We start from the raw sequence: 17,337 nt of genomic DNA, 5'->3' as shown, positions 1-17,337 counted from the left end.
CTACACACCCACCAGCGTGCCGCGACGGCGGCCTGTGGCTTCCGGATAAGCGTACTCCATCTGCATGGCGGCGTTGCGCGCCACCTCGTCTCCATAATATTGCGAAACCAGCATCAGGCTCATCTCAATTCCGGCGGCGATCGACGAACAGCTCATGATCGGCCCATCCACAACAACGCGCAGGTCGCGTTGCAGCGTGGTGGTCGGGAACTTGGAGCGGAACAGATCGCGCGAGCGCCAGTGCGTGGTGGCGCTGCGTCCATTGAGCAGCCCCGCTGCGCCCAGCACCAGAGAGCCGGTGGCAACCGAGGCGATGTGCTCCGCCTTGGTGGACTGCGCGTTCACAAAATCCAGGTAGCGCTGGTTGTTCATCAGCGCGCGCGAGCCGTGTCCGCCGGGCACGATGAGCACGTCCAGCGGAGGGCAGGTGGCAAAGTCGACGTCGGCCAGAATGCGCATGCCGCCAGCAGTGACCACCGGGCCGAGCGATTCGTTGATGAGCGTGACCTTGATGGGCGATTCGGTTTCGCGACGCGTCTCTTCATCCGTCCGCGTGGTGCTGAAGACGTTGTAGGGGCCGCAGAAATCCAGCGGCTCAACGTCCGTATAAATCAGGATGCCGAAGGTGGTCGGGCGTGCGGTTTCCGGCGTCACTTGGACGCCTCGCTCAGGTACTGGTTCTTGTACCCGATGTAGTTGGTGCCGTAATTCATGATGGAGGCTTTCTCTTCTTCAGTCAGGTAGCGGCGGAACTTGCCGGGCGAGCCCATCCAGAGCGAGCCGGGCTCCACGACCGTGCCTTCCGGCAGCAGAGTGCCGGCGGCAATGATCGAATCATGCCCGATTTTCGCGCCGTTGAGCACGATGGCTCCCATGCCGATCAGGCACCGGTCTTCCACCACGCAACCATGCAGTGTCACGGAGTGTCCCACGGTGACCCAGTCGCCCACAATTACCGGCCACTTGCCCAGCATCCCGTGCAACACGGAGTTGTCCTGGATGTTGGAGTTGGCACCGATGCGGATCATGTGCACATCGCCGCGCAGCACGCTGCAACACCACACGCTGGCATGCTCGCCGAGCACGACATCGCCGATGAGCTGTGCCGAAGGGTCTATGTAGCACGTTTGCGGGAACGAGGGCATCACGCCCTTGTAACTGCGGATCATGGCAGGCTCCGTAACCTCTCACCATAACAGATGGAGATGAGGAGGAAAATGCTGCAAGGGTTCTCAAGCCCCAAAGAGGGAACAAACGGCAAAGCCCCACCTTGGTGCAAGGTGGGGCAGAAGCGATGTCTCGGATTGTGGTGTCTTCTCAGGCTTTCACGGCCTCAATTGCCCACAAGGGCGAATCGTTGGGAACAATGCGGGTGATGCGCAGCCCCGCCTTGTTCAGCAGTTCGTGGTATTCGCGCGCGCTGCGCTCCATGCCTCCCGGCATGGCCAGCATCTCCAGGTCAATGAACTTGCCAAGGTGCGGTGCATCGCCCTCGGGCAGTATGGCTTCGATCAGAATGATCTTGCCGTTGCCGCGCATGGCGTTGGCGCAGTTGCGCAGGATGGCAATCGCCTTCGGCTCCTCCCAGTCGTGGATGATGTGCTTCATCACGTAGGAGTCGGCGGCCGGCACCGCTTTGAAGAAGTCTCCGCTGACGCACTCGCAGCGATGCTCCAACCCAGCGTCTCGCACACGCTCGCGTGTGCCTTGGATGACATGGTCAAGGTCGAAGATGATGCCTTGAAGGTCGCGGTGCTTCTTCAGGATGCTTGTCATCAGGCGGCCATGGCCACCGGCCACGTCGCACAGTGTGCCCAGCCCGCCAAAGTCGTAGGTGGCCAGCAGCGCCGGCACGGCCATCGCGGTCAGCGATGTCATGGCGCTGTTGAATTCGCGGTTGCACTCGGCGTCGGTGGGGAAGTAGTCGAAGACCGGCATGCCGTAGACCTGCTCCACGCAGGGCTCGCCGGTCTCCACCGAATGCAGAAACTCACTGTAGGTGCGGAAGTGGAAGGGGTTGGTCATCCACAGTGCGGTGTCAATGGCGCGTATGGGATGGCTGGAACGCAGCACCTCGGAGGAGAGCGTGTTCTCAAACGTGCGAGGCTCCACCTCCGTAAACAGGCCGACGGTGGCCATGGCGCGCAGGCAGCGGTACAGCGATTGCTCGTGCATGCCGGATTCGCGTGCCAGATAGCTCACGTGGCGCGGGCCGTTGGCCAGCAGGTCGGGAATGCGGGCTTTGAGTGTGGCGTGCAGGGCGGCCGCAACCATGACTCCGGTGGCAAGCTGGAACACGTGCTGAACGTGCTCGGGGCCGGGGTGTGGGCTGCGAACTTCGGCGGCATTTTGGACCGGGGCGTCGAACATGGAAACTCCTTTTCGTGGATGTTGAGCCGGGCCCGGAGTGACGTACTGTATCACAGGCAGGTGTGATATACGTCACGCCGGCGGAAATAGTTCATGGGCATGGCGGAGTGGCATGTGTTTCTATGCCGGCTCTCTACTCTGCGCAGAGCTGATTCGTCGATCCGATGGTGACTAACGCCTTTAAAATCAGCGGGAAACAGCTTGCAAAAGAGGTGCTGGCGTGTTGGGGGTTCAAGCCCGGCAGGGGGTTTGATATACTGTTCCAGCCTATAGGGCGAGTTTGGGGGTGTATCAGGCTTGGCTGAGATTCGACTCCAAGAGGGAGAATCCCTGGAGAACGCGCTTCGCCGCTTCAAGCGGAAGGTGCAGCAGGAAGACATCATTAAGGAAGTGAAGCGCCACTCCTACTACCTGAAGCCGGGCGAGAAGGCCCGTCTGAAGGAAGCCCTGGCGCGGAAGCGCAGCAGGAAAAAGGCTCGCAAAGAGCAGGACTAACGATGTAAGATAGGCCGCCGAAAATTCGGCGGCCTTTTTGCGTCTCCCTAGACACCGGAGATGCACAACGCCGTCGCTGCTTTTATCGATGTCGCAGTTGTACCGCGCGGGATTCCGCGCAAGGCCGAACCCAGGGGCAATGCAATCACCAGACCGGAGTGGGCCCGGGATGCGTTCCGGGCGGGCAGAGCGATGTACCGGTCAGGTTCTCAGCAATGAGGAACAAGGGCTGAAAGGGGTGTCTTCCATGGAATTCCAGGACCGGATTCTCAAGTGCGTGGATTGCGGCGAAGACTTCGTGTTCACCGCCGGCGAACAGCTGTTCTTCCACGACAAACAGTTCAAGAACGAACCCAAACGCTGCAAGAACTGCAAAACCAAGCGTGCATCGGCGCTCGGACTGCAGCAGGAAAGTTCCTACAAAAAGGTGGAGACCCGCACCAGTTGCTCCAATTGCGGCAAGGAGACAACGGTGCCGTTCAAACCGACCCAGGGGCGCCCGGTCTTCTGCCGGGAGTGCTTCCAGGCCTCGAAGAAGACTCCACCGGTGACCGCATAGGGCACGGTCCCATGCCTGGGGTAGCAAGATTGCCGCAAGGCACATGCTGATTGGGCAGACGATCACAGCCGTCTCTCCCCAGGAGACGGCCATTTCCCGGCAATTGAAGACAACTGTCCGAACGGCTCTCTTCCGGAGACCAGCGCCGAAGTACGGCAGCGGAAATCGAGTGAATTTGTCCCTCGAAATTCGCCACTCCCGTGCCAATTCGCGCGCACAAGCCTGAGTTCCGCCAATCCACATATAATGTAGTTGTGACGCGTTATCACGTTGAGAATTTTGGCTGCCGCGCCACTCAGGCCGACGGCGCCGCCATCGAGCACCAGCTCTCCGAGCAGGGCATGGTGCGCGCTGAAACATCGGAGGCCGCCGAGGTTGTGGTGCTGAACACCTGCACCGTCACCTCCAGCGCCGACCACGACGCCCGCGCCGCCATCCGCCGCATCCACCGCGAAAACCCGACCGCCCGCATCATTGTGACCGGCTGTTACGCGCAGCGCGCGCCGGAAGAAATTGCCTCGATCCCCGGCGTCAGCATCGTCATCGGCAATTCTCACAAACACCAATTGGCGCAGATCGCCTTCGGCCACGCGGAGCCGCAAACGCTGGTGCAGATTGCCGGAGCCGCGCCGCACGCGGAGATCGCCGTGGGCGACATTTTTGCCCACACCGAGTTGCTGGCCGCGCCGGTCTTTGACAGCGACAACGAGAAGACTCGTCCGAATCTGAAGGTGCAGGACGGCTGCAATAATCGCTGCTCGTTCTGCATCATTCCCTCGGTGCGAGGACGCAGCCGCTCACTGCCGCTCGGCGAAGTGATCGCCAATGTCAATCACCTGGTCGCCAACGGCTACCGCGAGATCGTGCTCAGCGGCATCAACCTCGGCCGCTGGGGCCGAGACCTGCAAGCGCCAGCGGCCGCAAGTGAAGACGTCATCCTGAAGAGCAAGGCGACGAAGGATCTGCTGGTGGCCGCAGAGACAGAGCAGGCGGCTGCACCGCGCCGGGCGCGCTTTGTGGACATGCTTCGCGCCATCCTGGCCCACACGGCAGCCGAGCGGCTGCGCATCAGCTCCGTGGAGCCGATGGACTGGAGCGATGAGCTGATTGCGCTGATGGCCTCGACCCCGCGCATTGCGCCGCACGCGCACGTGCCGTTGCAGAGCGGCAGCGACCGCATCCTGCGTCTGATGCACCGGCGCTACCGCCCGTGGCACTACGAGGACCGCATCAACAGGATTCACGCCGCGCTGCCCGAGGCCGCCATCGGCGCTGACGTGATGGTCGGCTTCCCCGGCGAAACCGACGAGGATTTTGAAGAGACCTTCCGCATGGTGGAGCGGCTGCCATTTACCTACCTGCACGTTTTCACCTACTCCTCACGCCCCGGCACGCCCACGGCGGAGATGAAGGATCAGGTCAACGGCAACGTGGCGCGCGAGCGCAACCGCCGCCTGCGCGAGCTGGTCGCGGCCAAGCGCACGGCGTACCAGCAGCAGTTTCTTGGACGTCGCCTGCCGGCGCTCACGCTGACCACCGTCGTCGACGGCCGCACCGAGTGCTTGACCGCGAACTATCAGAAGCTGTGGCTGGACGGCGTGCACGAGGCCAACCAGAGCATCGAGCCGCTGATTGCGGGCATTGAGGGTGAGGCGCTGGTGGGAACGCTGGAGTAACTGCTGGGTTGAGCCGTCGCCGCTTGCAAGAAACTACTTTTTCCTTGGTACTGTCATCCTGAGCGCAGCGAAGGATCTGCTTCTTTGCATTTGAAGCGTGTGGCCCAGCGAAACTCGCGCTAGCTCAGCGCAGCCAGGAAGCTTTCCAGACTGCGGCGCTCATGTTCGTCGAGCTTGGGAAAGCAGGTCTGGCGGAAGTGCTCGCGGACGGCGCGCGCGGCCTCGCGCGACTTCTTTTCCTTGATCAGTTCCAGAATGTGTTCGTGCTGGCGCAGCGCTTCGGGGCGCTTGCGCGCAAAGCCCTCGCCCAGGCTGCTGGCGATAAGCTGCCGGATCGGCTCCTCGAGCGACTCATAGACAAGCGTGAACATCTGGTTGCCGCCCGCCTCGTTAATGGCGTGGTGGAAGCGTGCGTCGAGCGCGGCAAACTGCGTCAGGTCTTCGCAGGCCTGCATCTGCTTGAAGATTTCGGCGGCCGGGGCAATGCGCGTACGAGGCTGTGAGGCGGCCAGCGCGGCCGCCGAGCTATCGAGCACAATGCGCAGTTGCAGCAGCTCCACGCGCGAAGTCAGATCGTGCCGCAGCAGTCCGTCAAAAACCTTGGAGATGCCGACCGAGGGCGTGCCCAGCACGGTGGGGCCGCCCGGGTCTCCGTGGCGCACGGAGATCAACCCGAGGCTTTCGGCCACGCGCAGGGCCTCACGCACGGTGGGCCGGCTGACGCTGAAGGTGGCCATCATGGCGCGCTCCGACGGCAGGCGCGAGCCGGGCTTGAGTTCTCCGCTCAGAATGCGTTGCTGGAGCTGTTCCACAATCTGCTCGTGGGCGCGGGTGGCGCGCACTTTTTCAAAGGCCGGAGGGGCGGCGTTTTCCATGCCCCGATGGTAGCACCGCTGTCGGCTGAGGTGGCTCGGAAAACATAGTTGACTGGTAAGACCAGTAGGGTTATCCTGATCTGCATGCGTGGGATGGCAATCCTTCTCTGTTTTCAGTTGCTCGGCGTGGGGCTGCATGCAATCGGCGTTCCCCTGCCGGGTTCAATCCTCGGTCTTCTTCTTTTCGTGGTGGCGCTGTTTGCGGGCGCGGTCAAGCTGGAGTGGGTGGAGGGCACGGCCAATGTGTTGCTTGGCAACATGCTGCTGTTCTTCGCGCCCATCATGGTTTCCACCATCCGCCTGCTGCCCAGCATTGCGGACCAGATGCGCGCCATTCTGGTTTCCTGTGTGGTCAGCGTGCTGGCCGTCATGCTGACGACCGGCCTGGTGAGCCACCACTTGCTCGCCAACGAGGAAGGCAAGCTGACGGGAGCGGAGGCCGACCATGAATGAGTTCTTCGGCACTCCAATCTTCGGCTTGGCGTTGACCATCGGTATCTATGTGGGCGCGGCCGAGCTGCACAAACGCTTTCGCTGGGCGCATCCACTGTTTACGACCTTTGGCGGCCTGCTCGGCATTTTGTGGCTGCTGCCGGTTCAGCCCGGCCAGTATGAAAAGGGCGGCGACATCATTGCGCTTTGTCTGGGGCCGGCGACCGTCGCGCTCGGCGTGCCGATGTATAAGCAGGCGCAGAAATTGAGAGAGCGGCTGCCGGTGCTGGCCACGGCCACGGTCAGCGGCGCGCTGGTGGGCATGATCACCGCCGGCGTGACGGCCAAGTTGCTGGGTGCTCCGCAGCAGGTGGTGATGAGCGCCGTGCCGAAGTCGGTGACCACGCCGATCGCGATGGAGGTCTCCCTCCAGTTGCACGGCGTGCCGGAGATCACGGCGGCGATGGCGATGGTGGCCGGAATCATGGGCAGCCTGATCGGCCCGCAACTGCTGAAGCTGGCGCACGTGCGGCATGAGATGGCCATGGGCGCCGCCATGGGCACCGCCTCGCACGCGCTGGGCACGGCCCGCGCACTCAAGGAAGGCGAACTGCAGGGTTCGACTGCCTCGCTGGCCATGGCGATGGCCGGCATTGCGACCGCGCTGATGGCGATGGCCTTCCCGTGGGCGCAGGCAATGGTGCACATGGTGCGTCTGCACCACGGAAATTAACGCAACCGGATACTCAACTGTTTTGCCAAATAAGTTTGAAAATGCCCGCTTCTGACGCTATGCAGAGGCGGGTGTTTTGTTCATGTTCCGCATTCGGAGCGCCCGATTTCTCCGCTGCTCAATTCCTTTCTGTTCTGGAGCTTGCGGTGAAAATGCTATAATCGCGGTGCTTTCAGTAGCTGGGAGGAAGATATCGATAAGCGTTTCATCCGCACGAATGAGCGCATCCGCGCACGCGAAATTCGCGTGATCGCCGACGACGGCGCACAGCTGGGCATTATGCCCCCGTTCGAAGCGCTCAAAATGGCCCGCGAAAAGGGCCTCGACCTGGTGGAGATTTCGCCCACCGCGCAGCCGCCTGTCTGCCGCATCATGGACTTCGGCAAGTACCTGTACCAGAAGGACAAGCAGGAGCGCGAGGCGAAGAAGAACCAGAAGGTCATTACCGTCAAGGAAGTGAAGTTCCGCATTAATGTGGACGATCACGATTACGAGACGAAGAGAAACCACGTGCTGCGCTTCCTCGGAGAAGGTTCAAAGGTGAAGGCCACCATCTTCTTCCGTGGACGCGAAATGACGCGCCAGGGACTGGGCCGCGAGATTCTGCAGCGCCTGGTTCAGGACATCGCCGACAAGGGCGTGGTGGAGCATATGCCGCGGCAGGAAGGCAACACGCTGCACCTGATCGTGGCTCCGCCGAAGACCAAGTAAGGCTCCGGTGTGGCGGTTGAGCCTTGCGGCTCCTGCCTTCTGCAAAAGTTCACGAGCGGCCTCTGGGGCGGAAGACTCCGCACCGGGGCCGTGGTGTGAGAGCCAGCGAAAGCTGGTACAATTAAAGGGTTGTACTTTGCGCTTCGCGCCCTTCAGGGCCGGGGCGAGATGGTTGAGACTGTTATGCCGAAATTGAAGACCCACTCGGGCGCTTCCAAGCGTTTCAAGAAGACGGCAAGTGGCAAGATCAAGTGCGGACACGCTGGTCAGCGCCACATTCTGACTTCGAAGGAAACCAAGCGCAAGCGTCAGAATGATATGCCTGGACTCGTCGACAAGGCCGACGCGCCCAAGGTGAAGAGGATGCTCCCCTACTAGTCCTACGGGACTGGTAGCGGGCCGGCGCGTAGGCGCCGGAGAAGGTCAGCCATAGTGCAAGGGCTGGCCGAGCTTCCCGCCCGGCGGCAGTGATCTGCCGGGTGTAACCAAAAGGGGCAGCCAGCGGACCGCAAGCGGTTCGCAACGTTTCAGCCCCAGGCGTGTGAAGAGGTCCATAGGTCACAAACCTCCTGCCTCCAGCCGCCTTCATTCCCGCCGCGCATAGCCGCAGGCGGAGCACAAAAAGGAGCAGCAATGCCTCGCGTAAAACGTGGTACAAAGCGTCGCCAGCGCCGCAAGAAGTTACTGGATCTGGCCAGTGGTTATTTCCTCACAAAATCCAAGCTGTATCAGGCAGCGCAGGAAGCCGTCCAGCGCGGACTGAAGTTCGCCTACACGGGCCGCAAGCAGAAGAAGCGCCAGTTCCGCTCGCTGTGGATCGCGCGCATCAACGCCGCCTGCAAGCTCAATGACGTCAGCTATTCGTCGTTCATCAACGGTCTGAAGAAGGCCGAGCTGGACATCGACCGCAAGATCCTGGCCGAAATCGCCGTGAAGGACCCGGCTGGTTTTGCCAACCTTGTGGAACAGGCCAAGGCCGCTGTCGCCTAAGCTTCTACTGGTCACAGAGCAAGCTTTTCGAGTGGGCGGTCTTCGGGCCGCCCATTCGTATTGAATAACGAATTGATGTAAGTGCGGAAGTGACGGTCTGAGAGCCGCGTGGATACCTCCTTCTGCTTTGGCGTCATTCTGAGCGAAGCGAAGGATCGGCTGTTCTACACTGAGAACTGGGAACTGAGAACCGAGAACTGATTATGTATAGCGTTCCGAAACTTGAAGATTTCTCCGCCGCCGCGCTGGATGCGGCCGCCGCCGAGCTGCTGGCGGCGCTCGAAGCGGAAGCCAAACAGGTGGAGGCCGCCAAGGCCGAGGAGTTCCGCAACCGCTGGATGGCCCGCAAGAACGGCATCCTGACGCAGATCAACGACCTGTGGCTGAAGGCCGCGCCCGGCCCGTCAAAGCGCGACGTGGGCGCACGCGTGAACCAGATCAAGGCCAAGGTGGAAGAGACGGTGGAGGCCGTGAAGAACGGCTCGGCCGCCGGAGCGGCGAAGCCAGGTAACGCGCCTGCCGCTGCTGCGTCGGCTATTGCCGATGCGGTGGATGTGACGCTGCCGGGAACGCGCCAGATCCTCGGTGTCCGCAACCCGGTGCTGCATGTGCTGGACGACCTGATCTCGGTGTTTGTGAAGATGGGCTACTCGATTGCCGAAGGTCCGGAGGTCGAGACCGACTACTACAACTTTGAGGCCCTGAACTTTCCGCCGAACCATCCGGCGCGCGACACGCAGGACACGCTGTTCGTCGCCAACCAGGAGCGCAAGGCGCAGCGCGAGCGGTTGCTGCTGCGCACGCACACCTCGCCGGTCCAGGTGCGGACGATGGAGAAGATGAAGCCGCCGGTGCGCGTCATCTGCCCGGGCAAGGTGCACCGCAATGATGCCCCGGACGCGACACACTCGCCGATGTTCCACCAGATCGAGGGCCTCTGCGTGGACACCAACATCACCTTCGCCGACCTGAAGGGCACGCTCGACCACGCGATGAAGTCGCTGTTCGGTTCGCACGTGCAGACCTCGTTCCGCCCGTCGTTCTTCCCGTTCACGGAGCCGAGCGTTGAAGTCTCGATCAGCTGCCCGTTCTGCGGCGGCAAGGGCTGCCGTCCGTGCAAGCAGAGCGGCTGGATTGAGCTGCTGGGCGCGGGCATGGTGGACCCGGCGGTGTTCGGCTTTGTCGACTACGATCCGGCCAAGCTGAGCGGCTTCGCCTTCGGCATGGGCGTGGAGCGGCTGGCGATGATGAAGTATTCGGTCGACGACATTCAGCAGTTTTACCTGGGCGACATGCGGTTCCTGGAGCAGTTCGCGTAAGAGCGCGAAGACGATGCGGTCAAGGTGCGGATGTGCTCTTGAGCCGCGTCATGGTGAGCGGAGCAAAGCGGAGTCGAACCATCTTTTGTTTGGGTTCAGGGCAGGAATTGCTTGCCCCAGTCTTCCGCCAAGTCACGCCACTCCGGGTTGTTCGCGTGAACGAGTGCTTCCTTTTTCGCACGGGTCCAGCGTTTGAGCTGCTTTTCACGGTTGATGGCCGTGCGCATGTCGGAATAGCGTTCAAGGTGGACGAGGCGCGTTGCATTGTACTTGGCACTAAAGCCTTCAAACGTGTGGTGTTTGTGCTGGAAGACGCGCTGCTCGATATTGCTGGTGACTCCGATGTAGAGAACGTGCCGCGACGGGCTCTGCATGAAATAGACATAGTAGCGGCGTTCGCGGTTCATGCGGGTGATGCTGATGGCCAGTCGCTTTCGGCGCAGTGATTGCCCGCACATGACTGAGTGACGGGCGGAGACAAAAGATGGTTCGGCTGCGGACTCGCCGTGCGGCTTCGCCGCAAAAGGGCTCGTCCTTCGCTCACCATGACGGAATGAATGGTTTGTAGGAATTAGGGTGCGTAAAGATTATGAAGATCAGTCCTACTTGGATTCGTGATTTTGTGGCGCCGAAGGAAGGCGACCGCGCGGTGAGCGAGGCGCTGACCGTCAGCGGCATTGCGATTGAAGGCTATTACGGCGAGGGCGCTGACGCCGCGTGGGAGGCGGAGATCACCACCAACCGCGTGGACGCCATGAACCACTACGGCGTGGCGCGCGAGGTCTCGGCCATCTATAACCTTGACCTGAAGCCGGTGGAGCCGAAGCTCGAGGGCGGCACGGCCGCGCCGCAGTTCTCCATTGAGATTGAGGACCCGCAGGGCTGTGCGCGGTACACGGCGCGCGTGGTGCGCGGCGTCAACATTGCGCCGTCGCCCAAGAACATTGCGCACCGGCTGGAACTGATTGACCAGCGGGCGATCAGCAACGTGGCCGACGCGACCAATTACGTGCTGAACGAGCTGGGCCAGCCGACGCACGCCTTCGATCTCGACCGGCTGGAGGGCGGCAAGATTATTGTGCGCCGCGCCCGCGAGGGCGAAGTGCTGAAGACGCTCGACGGCCTTGAGCGCAAGCTGACGCGCGACGATGTTGTGATTGCCGATGCGGTGAAGGCCGTGGCGCTGGCCGGCGTGATGGGCGGCGAAGCCTCGATGATTACCGCCGAAACGAAGAACGTGCTGATTGAATCGGCATGGTTCGATCCAGCGGCCATCCGCAAGACGGCCCGGCGGCTCGGCATGCACACCGATGCGTCGCACCGCTACGAGCGCGGCGCAGACGCGGGCATCACCAAAGTTGCCTGCGCGCGCGTCTGCGAGCTGATTCAGCAGACGGCGGGCGGCGAGGTTTCGGCGGAGATTGACGTGGTGGGCCGCAAGGTGGAGCGCCCGTCGATTGTGCTGCACCGCTCGGAGATCACGCGCATTCTCGGCGTTGAGGTTCCGGGCTCGCGCGTGGTGCGCATTCTGCAAAGGCTCGGCTTCACGCTGAGCACGATCAGCTCGGCTGCGCCGGTGGAGAACTCGGCGGAGTGGCTGGTGCAGGTGCCAAGCTGGCGGCTCGACGTGGACCGCGAGATCGACCTGATCGAGGAAGTGGCGCGCATCTTCGGGTTGATGAACATTCCGAACACGCTACCGGCCTTCCAGGGCGGGGTGGTGGAGCTGCCGAATGCAGATAAGGCGGCGCTGATCCGCAGCCGGCTGCTGGCGCTCGGCTATAACGAGTCGATTTCGACCACGTTCATTCCGCAGACGGAGGCCAAGGTCTTTGGCGGTTCCGAGCCGGTGCGGCTGGCCAACCCGCTCAGTGATGAAGCGGCTTTCATGCGCACCTCTCTAGTGCCAGGGCTGGTGGCGCAGGTGGCTTACAACCTGAACCGAGGCAACAGCGATGTGCGCCTGTTCGAGACCGGCGACATCTTTGAGCTGTTTGGCGAGAAGGTGGAAGAGCGCCGCAGCACCGTGTTTGTGGCCACCGGACTGGCGGGCGCGCGCGGCGTGCAGGGCAAGGCCCAGCCGTATGGCTTCTTCGACATGAAGGGCGATATCGAGGTGCTGCTGGCGGCCTTCGACTTCCGCAACGTCTACTTTGACCGCTTGGTGCCGGAGTACTATCACGCGGGCCGCGCGGCGCGCGTGGTCATCGACGGCATTACGGTGGCGCGCTTCGGGCAGCTCAAGCCGGAGATCGCCGCCGAACGCAGCAAGTCCAAGCAGGATGTGTTTGTGGCCGAGCTGCTGCTGGACCGCCTCTATCAACTGGCGCTGAAGGAGCCGGTCTATGCGCCGATTCCGCGCTTCCCGGCCGTGGAGCGCGACTTCTCGCTCGTCTTTGCCAAAAGCGTCGAGTTCGCGAAGATTGCACAGGTGGTTGCGGGGCTCAGCATCGCCGAGATGGAGACGTTCGTTCCGGTCGAGGTCTTCGAGCCGAAGCCGGGCTCCCCGGCGGCCAAGAACCTGGGCGGGGGCAACTACTCGCTGCTGGTGCGCGCCAAGTTCCAGTCTCGCGAGCGCACACTGCGCGACGAGGAAGTGAACGCATGGTCGCAGCAGATTGTGGGTAAGTTGGAAGAACTGGGCGGCAAGCTCCGCGCATGACAATCATTCGTTCTAAGCGAGCGGCCGGGCACATGCGCCCGGCCGTTTTGTTTTGCGCAAGAGGGCGGCTCCATCTCTACTGAACACGCCGGAGTTTTCAGTTGCCTGGCGAAGAAGTCCGCCGCAAAATGTGACGAAAATTCAGATGCGGCGTCCAATTTGACAGGAACCCAGCAGAGCCGGAAGGCAGTCCGGCAGCGCTGGAAAGTTGGCCTGAAGGTGCCATTGCGCCGAAAAGAGCGAACTTTACCAGCGCAACTGCGAGAGGTTTGCGGTGTTCTTACTGCTGACGGGAAGGCAGCTCGTGGCAGGCAAGCATGCACCGGGGAGAGCGAGGTAGAGAGATGATCTGCCAGGGGATTTCGAAGAAACTACTGATATTTACTGCGGCTGCACTCGGCACAGTGGCCGTCGCGGTGGCGCAGGAACCGGCTCCACAAGAGCCGCCGATGCCGCCGCAACAGGAGCAGGCGGAAGTTCAGCCTGCCGCAGAGCAGCCGATGGTTCCGCCGGAAGAGCCGGCAGCCATGGAACAGGTTCCGCAGCAGGAGCCGGTGGGGACCGCGCCGCTGCAGCTTCCAGCGGGGACGCTGGTCAGCATTCGCATTGACCAGTCGCTGGCGTCGGATCGCAACCAGCCGGGCGACACCTTTACCGGCACCCTGACGCAGCCGCTGGTGGCGCAAGGCATTGTGGTGGCGCAGCGCGGGCAGATGGTTCTGGGCCGCGTTGTGGACGTGAAGAAGGCAAAAGGCTTTGGCGGCAGCTCGCAGTTGAAGCTGGCGCTGACCAAGCTGATTCTGGTCGATGGCCAGAGCCTGCCGGTGGCAACGCAGTTGATGGTGACACGGTCGGGCTCCACGGCCGGACGTGATACCGGCGTTGTGGCGACCACCACGGGCGCCGGAGCTTTGATTGGCGCGGCTGCCGACGGTGGCGCGGGCGCAGGCATTGGCGCCGGCGTCGGACTGGCGGCTGGCCTGGCTGGCGTGCTGGCCACCAAGGGACACGACACCGTGGTTTACGCCGAAACGCGGTTGTTGTTTGAGACGACTGCGCCGGTGGAAATCAACACCAGTGCGGCTCCGCAGGCGTTCCACGCGGTGGACTCGAACACCTACACCAAGGCAGCGGCGGAGGAGCGCATTGAGTCTCCGCGGCAGCAGCCCACGGCCGGCCCGCGGCCTTATCCGGCCTATGGCTGGTGCGGCCCTTACTGGGATCCGTTCTGCTACGGTCCGAACGTGTGGGTTGTTGGCGGCTACTGGCATGGTGGTGGACATTGGCGTGGTGCGCCGTATCGCGGGGGATGGCATCACCGCTAAACACGAATGATTATGAATGCGAGAAGCCCAGCCGAAGAGGCTGGGCTTTTTCGTGTCGCCAGAAAATGGAAGCCGGTTAGTTGTCGAAGATCACGCGGCGGCCTTCAATGCGGTAGCGCCCTTCGAGCACGAGGCCGATGGCCTCGGTGTACGCCTGGTGTTCCTGCTCGAGAATGCGGTCGGCGAGCGCGTGTGCGTCGTCGCCGGGAAGAACCGGCACCACGCGCTGCACGAGGATGGCGCCGTGGTCCAGATGCTCATCCACAAAATGCACGGTGCAGCCGCTGACGCGCGCGCCGTAGTCAAATGCCTGCTGCTGCGCATCGAGCCCGGGGAAAGCAGGCAGCAGCGAGGGATGAATGTTCAGGATGCGTCCGTGAAACTGCTCCACAAACCACGGGGAAAGCAGGCGCATGTATCCGGCGAGGATCACCAGGTCAACTCCGGCCTCACGCAGCGCGTTCACCACGTCGCGGTCGTGCTCCTCACGCTTGCGGCCCTTGCTGGGGAGGACCTTGACGTTCAGCCCGCGCTCGCGTGCGGCGGCAACGCCACCGGCGTCAGGCTGGTTGCTGATGACGATGGCGATTTCTGCGGCCAGTGCGCCGCGCTGGATGTTGTCCGCGATGGCGACGAAGTTGGAGCCGCGTCCGGAGAGCAATATGCCGAGCTTCTTCACCCTTTGATTGTAAAGCAGGCGGGCTGGGCGCGTGGAGCAGGTGCATTGCGGCGGTTGCATCGCCCTGCAGCATTCGCTATCGTGGGGGCCTGTGAACACGCGGCATACAGCACCGTCGGTTGTGGCCTCGCGCGGCGCGGAGCTGGCGGCGCGCTTTGCACTGCTGCTGGAGGCGATGCCGGAGTCGGTGTCCGCCGAAGAAGTGCATCGGCTCCGCACCACCATACGACGGCTTGAAGTCGCGCTGGGCCCGCGTCGCGGAGGTCCGAGGCTGGCCCGCGAACTGCGGCGTTTGCGCCGGGCAGCGGGCAGGGTGCGCGACCTCGACGTGCAGCAGGCGCTGCTGAAGACGATTCGTAGCGAGGCCGCCGGACGTGCGAAGGCGCGGTTGGCTGCGCGACTTGGGCACCGGCGCCAGAAGCGTGCCGAAGGTCTGCGGAAGTTGCTGCGAAAGGAACTGGCAAACGATTTGACTGCGCGATTGCAGCGCGCGGCGGTGCGGAACAATGTGCCGCAACACGCGGCAGAAAGCAGCCAAATGCACGCTGCCTCCGCACGGCGGCAGTATCTGGCGCTGACCGCGCAGCCGCCCGCGGACGATACTGCGTTGCATCGGCTTCGCATTGACTGCAAACGCCTGCGCTACGCGCTGGAGCCGCTGGCGTCTGCGGAAGTCGTACACGCCGCAAATCAGCAGTCTGCGTTGCAAAGGCTGGTGGAGCAGTTCAAGTGTGTGCAGGACGCCATCGGGCTCTGGCATGACTGGGCGACGCTGCGGGATGATCTGATACAGCGGGCGCACGGCAGGAGTGATGCGGCGCTCGTGGCCATTCTGCGGCGTCGAACCCGTCTGCATGAATCCAAGGCAAGAAGTGTGGTGCGCGAGCTGAGAGACGAATTCGCGCGGCACGCCATCAAACGGTCACCCACAACAGCCGCAGGCAGCAGGGAGCGGCAGAGCCTGGCAGGCTGATGATGCCCATCCTCGGCGCCGTGGATATCGGCGCGAACTCCGTAAGGTTGAAGATTGCAAAACTTGTACGCAGCCGGCTGGTGACGCTGCACGAAGATCGCGAGGTCATACGGCTGGGCGAGAGCGTCTTCCGCACCGGAGCGATTGACCCTGAGGCGATGGCCGCTGGCGTGAAGGTGATGCAGCGCTTCCACCGTGCCGCGCAGAGCTTTGGCGCCGAGCGAGTGCGCGTGGTGGCCACCAGCGCGCTGCGCGACGCGAGCAACGCCGAGGCCTTCACGCAGTGGGTGCGCGCAGCCACCGGCTGGCGGGTTGAGGTCATTAGCGGACTGGAAGAAGGCCGCCTGATTCATCTCGGCGTGATGGCGAATACGCGCATTGCGGGGCGCATGCTGCTCATCGACCTTGGCGGCGGCAGTTGCGAGCTGACAGTTTCCAGCAAGGGGCAGATCGAGCGCATTTATAGCCTGCCGCTAGGGGCCGTGCGCCTGACGCGCGACTTTCTCATGCACGATCCGCCGCAGGAAGAAGAAGTAAACAAGATGCGCGCGCTCATTGCCGAGGAAGTTTCGCGCGTGCGCGAAAAACTCGTGCGCAATCCCATACGGTTGACCGTGGCGACCTCCGGCACGCCAGCCGCGTTGAGTGAAGCATGGACGAGCGCGCACGGAGGGCAGACGGTGCCGCGCGCAGGGGTGTTGCGCATGGCGCAACGGCTGGCTGCGATGAACGTGGGACGGCGCCGCGCGGTGAAGGGCATTGGCCCGCGTCGCGCGGAGATCATCGTGGCCGGGGCAAACGTCTTTTGCGAGCTGCTGACGCAGTTAAAGCTGCCGAGCTTCCGCTACCTGCCCTATGGTTTGCGCGACGGCCTTCTGGCGCAGATGGCCACCGACTACGGCACGGGCGCGAGCATGCGCAGCCGCGTCCGCAATGAGCGCGAACACTCGCTGCAACAACTGGCGAAGCACTATGACGTGGATTTGGCGCAGGCCGAGCGGGTGCGCGCGCACTGCGCCACGCTGTTCCGCTCGCTGCAGCCGGTTCACGCGCTGCCCGCCGATTATGCTGACTGGCTACAGGCGGCGGCGATGCTGCAGGAATCCGGTTCGTTCATCAACCGCTCGGGGCGTCGGCGCCACACGTGGTACATCATCGCCAACTCGGAGCTGTTCGGTTACACCGAGCAGCAGCGCAAGGTCATTGCGGCCATCGCGCGTTTCGTGGGCAAGTCAAAACCCGCCGAGGGCTCTCCGGCGATGATGGCGCTGCCCGTGGCGGACCGCCTGCTGGTACCGCGCGCGGTGATGCTGCTGCGGCTGGCGCGCGCGCTCGAACAGGGACGGCGTGGCGCGGTCAGCGGCGTGCGCGTGCGCACCTCGCCTCGTCGCGTGGAGTTGCATCTGAAGACACGCGGCGGTGGCGCGGACCTGGAACTGTGGGCGGTGGAGAAGGAACGCGCGCAGTTCAAGGAGATCTTTGGCCGCGAATTGGTGTGCGGCTAGCGCGTGCGCGCTGGCGGGGCCATACGTGTGAGT

General features: G+C 62.9%; 19 protein-coding genes. 13 read left to right on the top strand and 6 right to left on the bottom strand.

What is annotated here, in order from left to right; all coding sequences use genetic code 11:
• The 3 genes from AC6IZO_RS09975 to AC6IZO_RS09965 all read right to left on the bottom strand — a co-directional run bounded on the left by AC6IZO_RS09975 (position 1) and on the right by AC6IZO_RS09965 (position 2,370).
• On the bottom strand, positions 1-654 hold the full coding sequence (locus AC6IZO_RS09975) for a DJ-1/PfpI family protein (protein WP_497804648.1): 654 nt from the start codon (positions 652-654) through the stop codon (positions 1-3).
• Positions 651-1,169, bottom strand: a complete 519-nt coding sequence (locus AC6IZO_RS09970) for a gamma carbonic anhydrase family protein (RefSeq protein ID WP_497804647.1) — start codon at positions 1,167-1,169, stop codon at positions 651-653. Before AC6IZO_RS09970 ends, AC6IZO_RS09975 begins: the two co-directional genes overlap by 4 nt.
• Before the next feature lie 148 nt (positions 1,170-1,317).
• Positions 1,318-2,370 (bottom strand): methyltransferase, encoded by a 1,053-nt coding sequence (locus AC6IZO_RS09965; protein WP_497804646.1) that lies wholly within the window; start codon positions 2,368-2,370, stop codon positions 1,318-1,320.
• 297 nt (positions 2,371-2,667) lie between these two features.
• On the opposite strand from AC6IZO_RS09965, the gene rpsU reads away from it, so the two are divergent.
• The 3 genes from rpsU (at position 2,668) to AC6IZO_RS09950 (ending at position 5,100) form a co-directional block, all read left to right on the top strand.
• Positions 2,668-2,865: a 30S ribosomal protein S21 gene (gene rpsU / locus AC6IZO_RS09960; RefSeq protein WP_497804645.1), complete on the top strand. Its 198-nt coding sequence runs from the start codon at positions 2,668-2,670 to the stop codon at positions 2,863-2,865.
• Positions 2,866-3,034: 169 nt separating this feature from the next.
• Positions 3,035-3,424 (top strand): zinc-ribbon domain containing protein, encoded by a 390-nt coding sequence (locus AC6IZO_RS09955; RefSeq protein WP_497804644.1) that lies wholly within the window; start codon positions 3,035-3,037, stop codon positions 3,422-3,424.
• 254 nt (positions 3,425-3,678) lie between these two features.
• Positions 3,679-5,100 (top strand): MiaB/RimO family radical SAM methylthiotransferase, encoded by a 1,422-nt coding sequence (locus AC6IZO_RS09950; RefSeq protein ID WP_497804643.1) that lies wholly within the window; start codon positions 3,679-3,681, stop codon positions 5,098-5,100.
• A 119-nt stretch (positions 5,101-5,219) separates the two neighbouring features.
• Here AC6IZO_RS09950 and AC6IZO_RS09945 read toward each other — a convergent pair whose 3' ends face one another.
• Complete coding sequence (locus AC6IZO_RS09945; RefSeq protein WP_497804642.1) at positions 5,220-5,975, bottom strand: FadR/GntR family transcriptional regulator; 756 nt, start codon at positions 5,973-5,975, stop codon at positions 5,220-5,222.
• A gap of 93 nt (positions 5,976-6,068) precedes the next feature.
• On the opposite strand from AC6IZO_RS09945, the gene AC6IZO_RS09940 reads away from it, so the two are divergent.
• From AC6IZO_RS09940 to pheS, 6 genes are all read left to right on the top strand, one after another.
• Entirely contained in the window at positions 6,069-6,428 is a 360-nt protein-coding gene (locus AC6IZO_RS09940) for a CidA/LrgA family protein (protein WP_497804641.1), read from the top strand.
• Entirely contained in the window at positions 6,421-7,140 is a 720-nt protein-coding gene (locus AC6IZO_RS09935) for an LrgB family protein (protein WP_497804640.1), read from the top strand. The genes AC6IZO_RS09940 and AC6IZO_RS09935 overlap by 8 nt, the downstream gene beginning before the upstream one ends.
• Before the next feature lie 192 nt (positions 7,141-7,332).
• Positions 7,333-7,851 carry a translation initiation factor IF-3 gene (infC, locus tag AC6IZO_RS09930; protein WP_497809940.1) on the top strand — a complete coding sequence of 173 codons (519 nt, stop codon included), beginning with the start codon at positions 7,333-7,335 and terminating at the stop codon, positions 7,849-7,851.
• A 183-nt stretch (positions 7,852-8,034) separates the two neighbouring features.
• A complete protein-coding gene (gene rpmI, locus AC6IZO_RS09925) occupies positions 8,035-8,229 on the top strand; it encodes a 50S ribosomal protein L35 (RefSeq protein ID WP_497804639.1) in 195 nt (64 codons plus the stop codon).
• Positions 8,230-8,484: 255 nt separating this feature from the next.
• Positions 8,485-8,841 carry a 50S ribosomal protein L20 gene (rplT, locus tag AC6IZO_RS09920; protein WP_497804638.1) on the top strand — a complete coding sequence of 119 codons (357 nt, stop codon included), beginning with the start codon at positions 8,485-8,487 and terminating at the stop codon, positions 8,839-8,841.
• Between the two features lie 203 nt (positions 8,842-9,044).
• Complete coding sequence (gene pheS, locus AC6IZO_RS09915) at positions 9,045-10,160, top strand: phenylalanine--tRNA ligase subunit alpha (RefSeq protein ID WP_497804637.1); 1,116 nt, start codon at positions 9,045-9,047, stop codon at positions 10,158-10,160.
• Between the two features lie 95 nt (positions 10,161-10,255).
• Here the strand turns inward: pheS and AC6IZO_RS09910 are convergent, their stop codons facing one another.
• Positions 10,256-10,567, bottom strand: a complete 312-nt coding sequence (locus AC6IZO_RS09910) for a GIY-YIG nuclease family protein (protein WP_497804636.1) — start codon at positions 10,565-10,567, stop codon at positions 10,256-10,258.
• Between the two features lie 182 nt (positions 10,568-10,749).
• Here AC6IZO_RS09910 and pheT point away from each other — a divergent pair, with 182 nt between their 5' ends.
• Complete coding sequence (gene pheT / locus AC6IZO_RS09905) at positions 10,750-12,822, top strand: phenylalanine--tRNA ligase subunit beta (protein ID WP_497804635.1); 2,073 nt, start codon at positions 10,750-10,752, stop codon at positions 12,820-12,822.
• A 449-nt stretch (positions 12,823-13,271) separates the two neighbouring features.
• On the top strand, positions 13,272-14,147 hold the full coding sequence (locus AC6IZO_RS09900; protein ID WP_497804634.1) for a hypothetical protein: 876 nt from the start codon (positions 13,272-13,274) through the stop codon (positions 14,145-14,147).
• 76 nt (positions 14,148-14,223) lie between these two features.
• Here AC6IZO_RS09900 and purN read toward each other — a convergent pair whose 3' ends face one another.
• The gene (gene purN, locus AC6IZO_RS09895; RefSeq protein WP_497804633.1) at positions 14,224-14,826 is read right to left on the bottom strand and encodes a phosphoribosylglycinamide formyltransferase; all 603 of its coding nucleotides are present in this window, start codon (positions 14,824-14,826) and stop codon (positions 14,224-14,226) included.
• Positions 14,827-14,917: 91 nt separating this feature from the next.
• Between purN and AC6IZO_RS09890 the strand changes: the two genes are divergently transcribed.
• Together AC6IZO_RS09890 and AC6IZO_RS09885 are read left to right on the top strand one after the other, a co-directional pair.
• Positions 14,918-15,799, top strand: a complete 882-nt coding sequence (locus tag AC6IZO_RS09890; protein ID WP_497804632.1) for a CHAD domain-containing protein — start codon at positions 14,918-14,920, stop codon at positions 15,797-15,799.
• Entirely contained in the window at positions 15,799-17,304 is a 1,506-nt protein-coding gene (locus AC6IZO_RS09885; RefSeq protein WP_497804631.1) for a Ppx/GppA phosphatase family protein, read from the top strand. The genes AC6IZO_RS09890 and AC6IZO_RS09885 overlap by 1 nt, the downstream gene beginning before the upstream one ends.
• Positions 17,305-17,337 lie beyond the last annotated feature (33 nt).

This window comes from Oryzophilus luti, assembly GCF_059726245.1.
This window is presented reverse-complemented; position numbering and strand designations above follow the sequence as displayed.

Bases quoted from the DNA above. Each gene is read 5' to 3' on its own strand.
- AC6IZO_RS09970 (WP_497804647.1), bottom strand. From the start codon at position 1,169: ATGATCCGCAGTTACAAGGGCGTGATGCCCTCGTTCCCGCAAACGTGC.
- AC6IZO_RS09965 (WP_497804646.1), bottom strand. From the start codon at position 2,370: ATGTTCGACGCCCCGGTCCAAAATGCCGCCGAAGTTCGCAGCCCACAC.
- AC6IZO_RS09955 (WP_497804644.1), top strand. From the start codon at position 3,035: ATGCGTTCCGGGCGGGCAGAGCGATGTACCGGTCAGGTTCTCAGCAAT.
- AC6IZO_RS09945 (WP_497804642.1), bottom strand. From the start codon at position 5,975: ATGGAAAACGCCGCCCCTCCGGCCTTTGAAAAAGTGCGCGCCACCCGC.
- AC6IZO_RS09940 (WP_497804641.1), top strand. From the start codon at position 6,069: ATGGCAATCCTTCTCTGTTTTCAGTTGCTCGGCGTGGGGCTGCATGCA.
- AC6IZO_RS09935 (WP_497804640.1), top strand. From the start codon at position 6,421: ATGAATGAGTTCTTCGGCACTCCAATCTTCGGCTTGGCGTTGACCATC.
- rpmI (WP_497804639.1), top strand. From the start codon at position 8,035: ATGCCGAAATTGAAGACCCACTCGGGCGCTTCCAAGCGTTTCAAGAAG.
- rplT (WP_497804638.1), top strand. From the start codon at position 8,485: ATGCCTCGCGTAAAACGTGGTACAAAGCGTCGCCAGCGCCGCAAGAAG.
- pheS (WP_497804637.1), top strand. From the start codon at position 9,045: ATGTATAGCGTTCCGAAACTTGAAGATTTCTCCGCCGCCGCGCTGGAT.
- AC6IZO_RS09910 (WP_497804636.1), bottom strand. From the start codon at position 10,567: ATGAACCGCGAACGCCGCTACTATGTCTATTTCATGCAGAGCCCGTCG.
- pheT (WP_497804635.1), top strand. From the start codon at position 10,750: ATGAAGATCAGTCCTACTTGGATTCGTGATTTTGTGGCGCCGAAGGAA.
- AC6IZO_RS09900 (WP_497804634.1), top strand. From the start codon at position 13,272: ATGCCGCCGCAACAGGAGCAGGCGGAAGTTCAGCCTGCCGCAGAGCAG.
- AC6IZO_RS09885 (WP_497804631.1), top strand. From the start codon at position 15,799: ATGATGCCCATCCTCGGCGCCGTGGATATCGGCGCGAACTCCGTAAGG.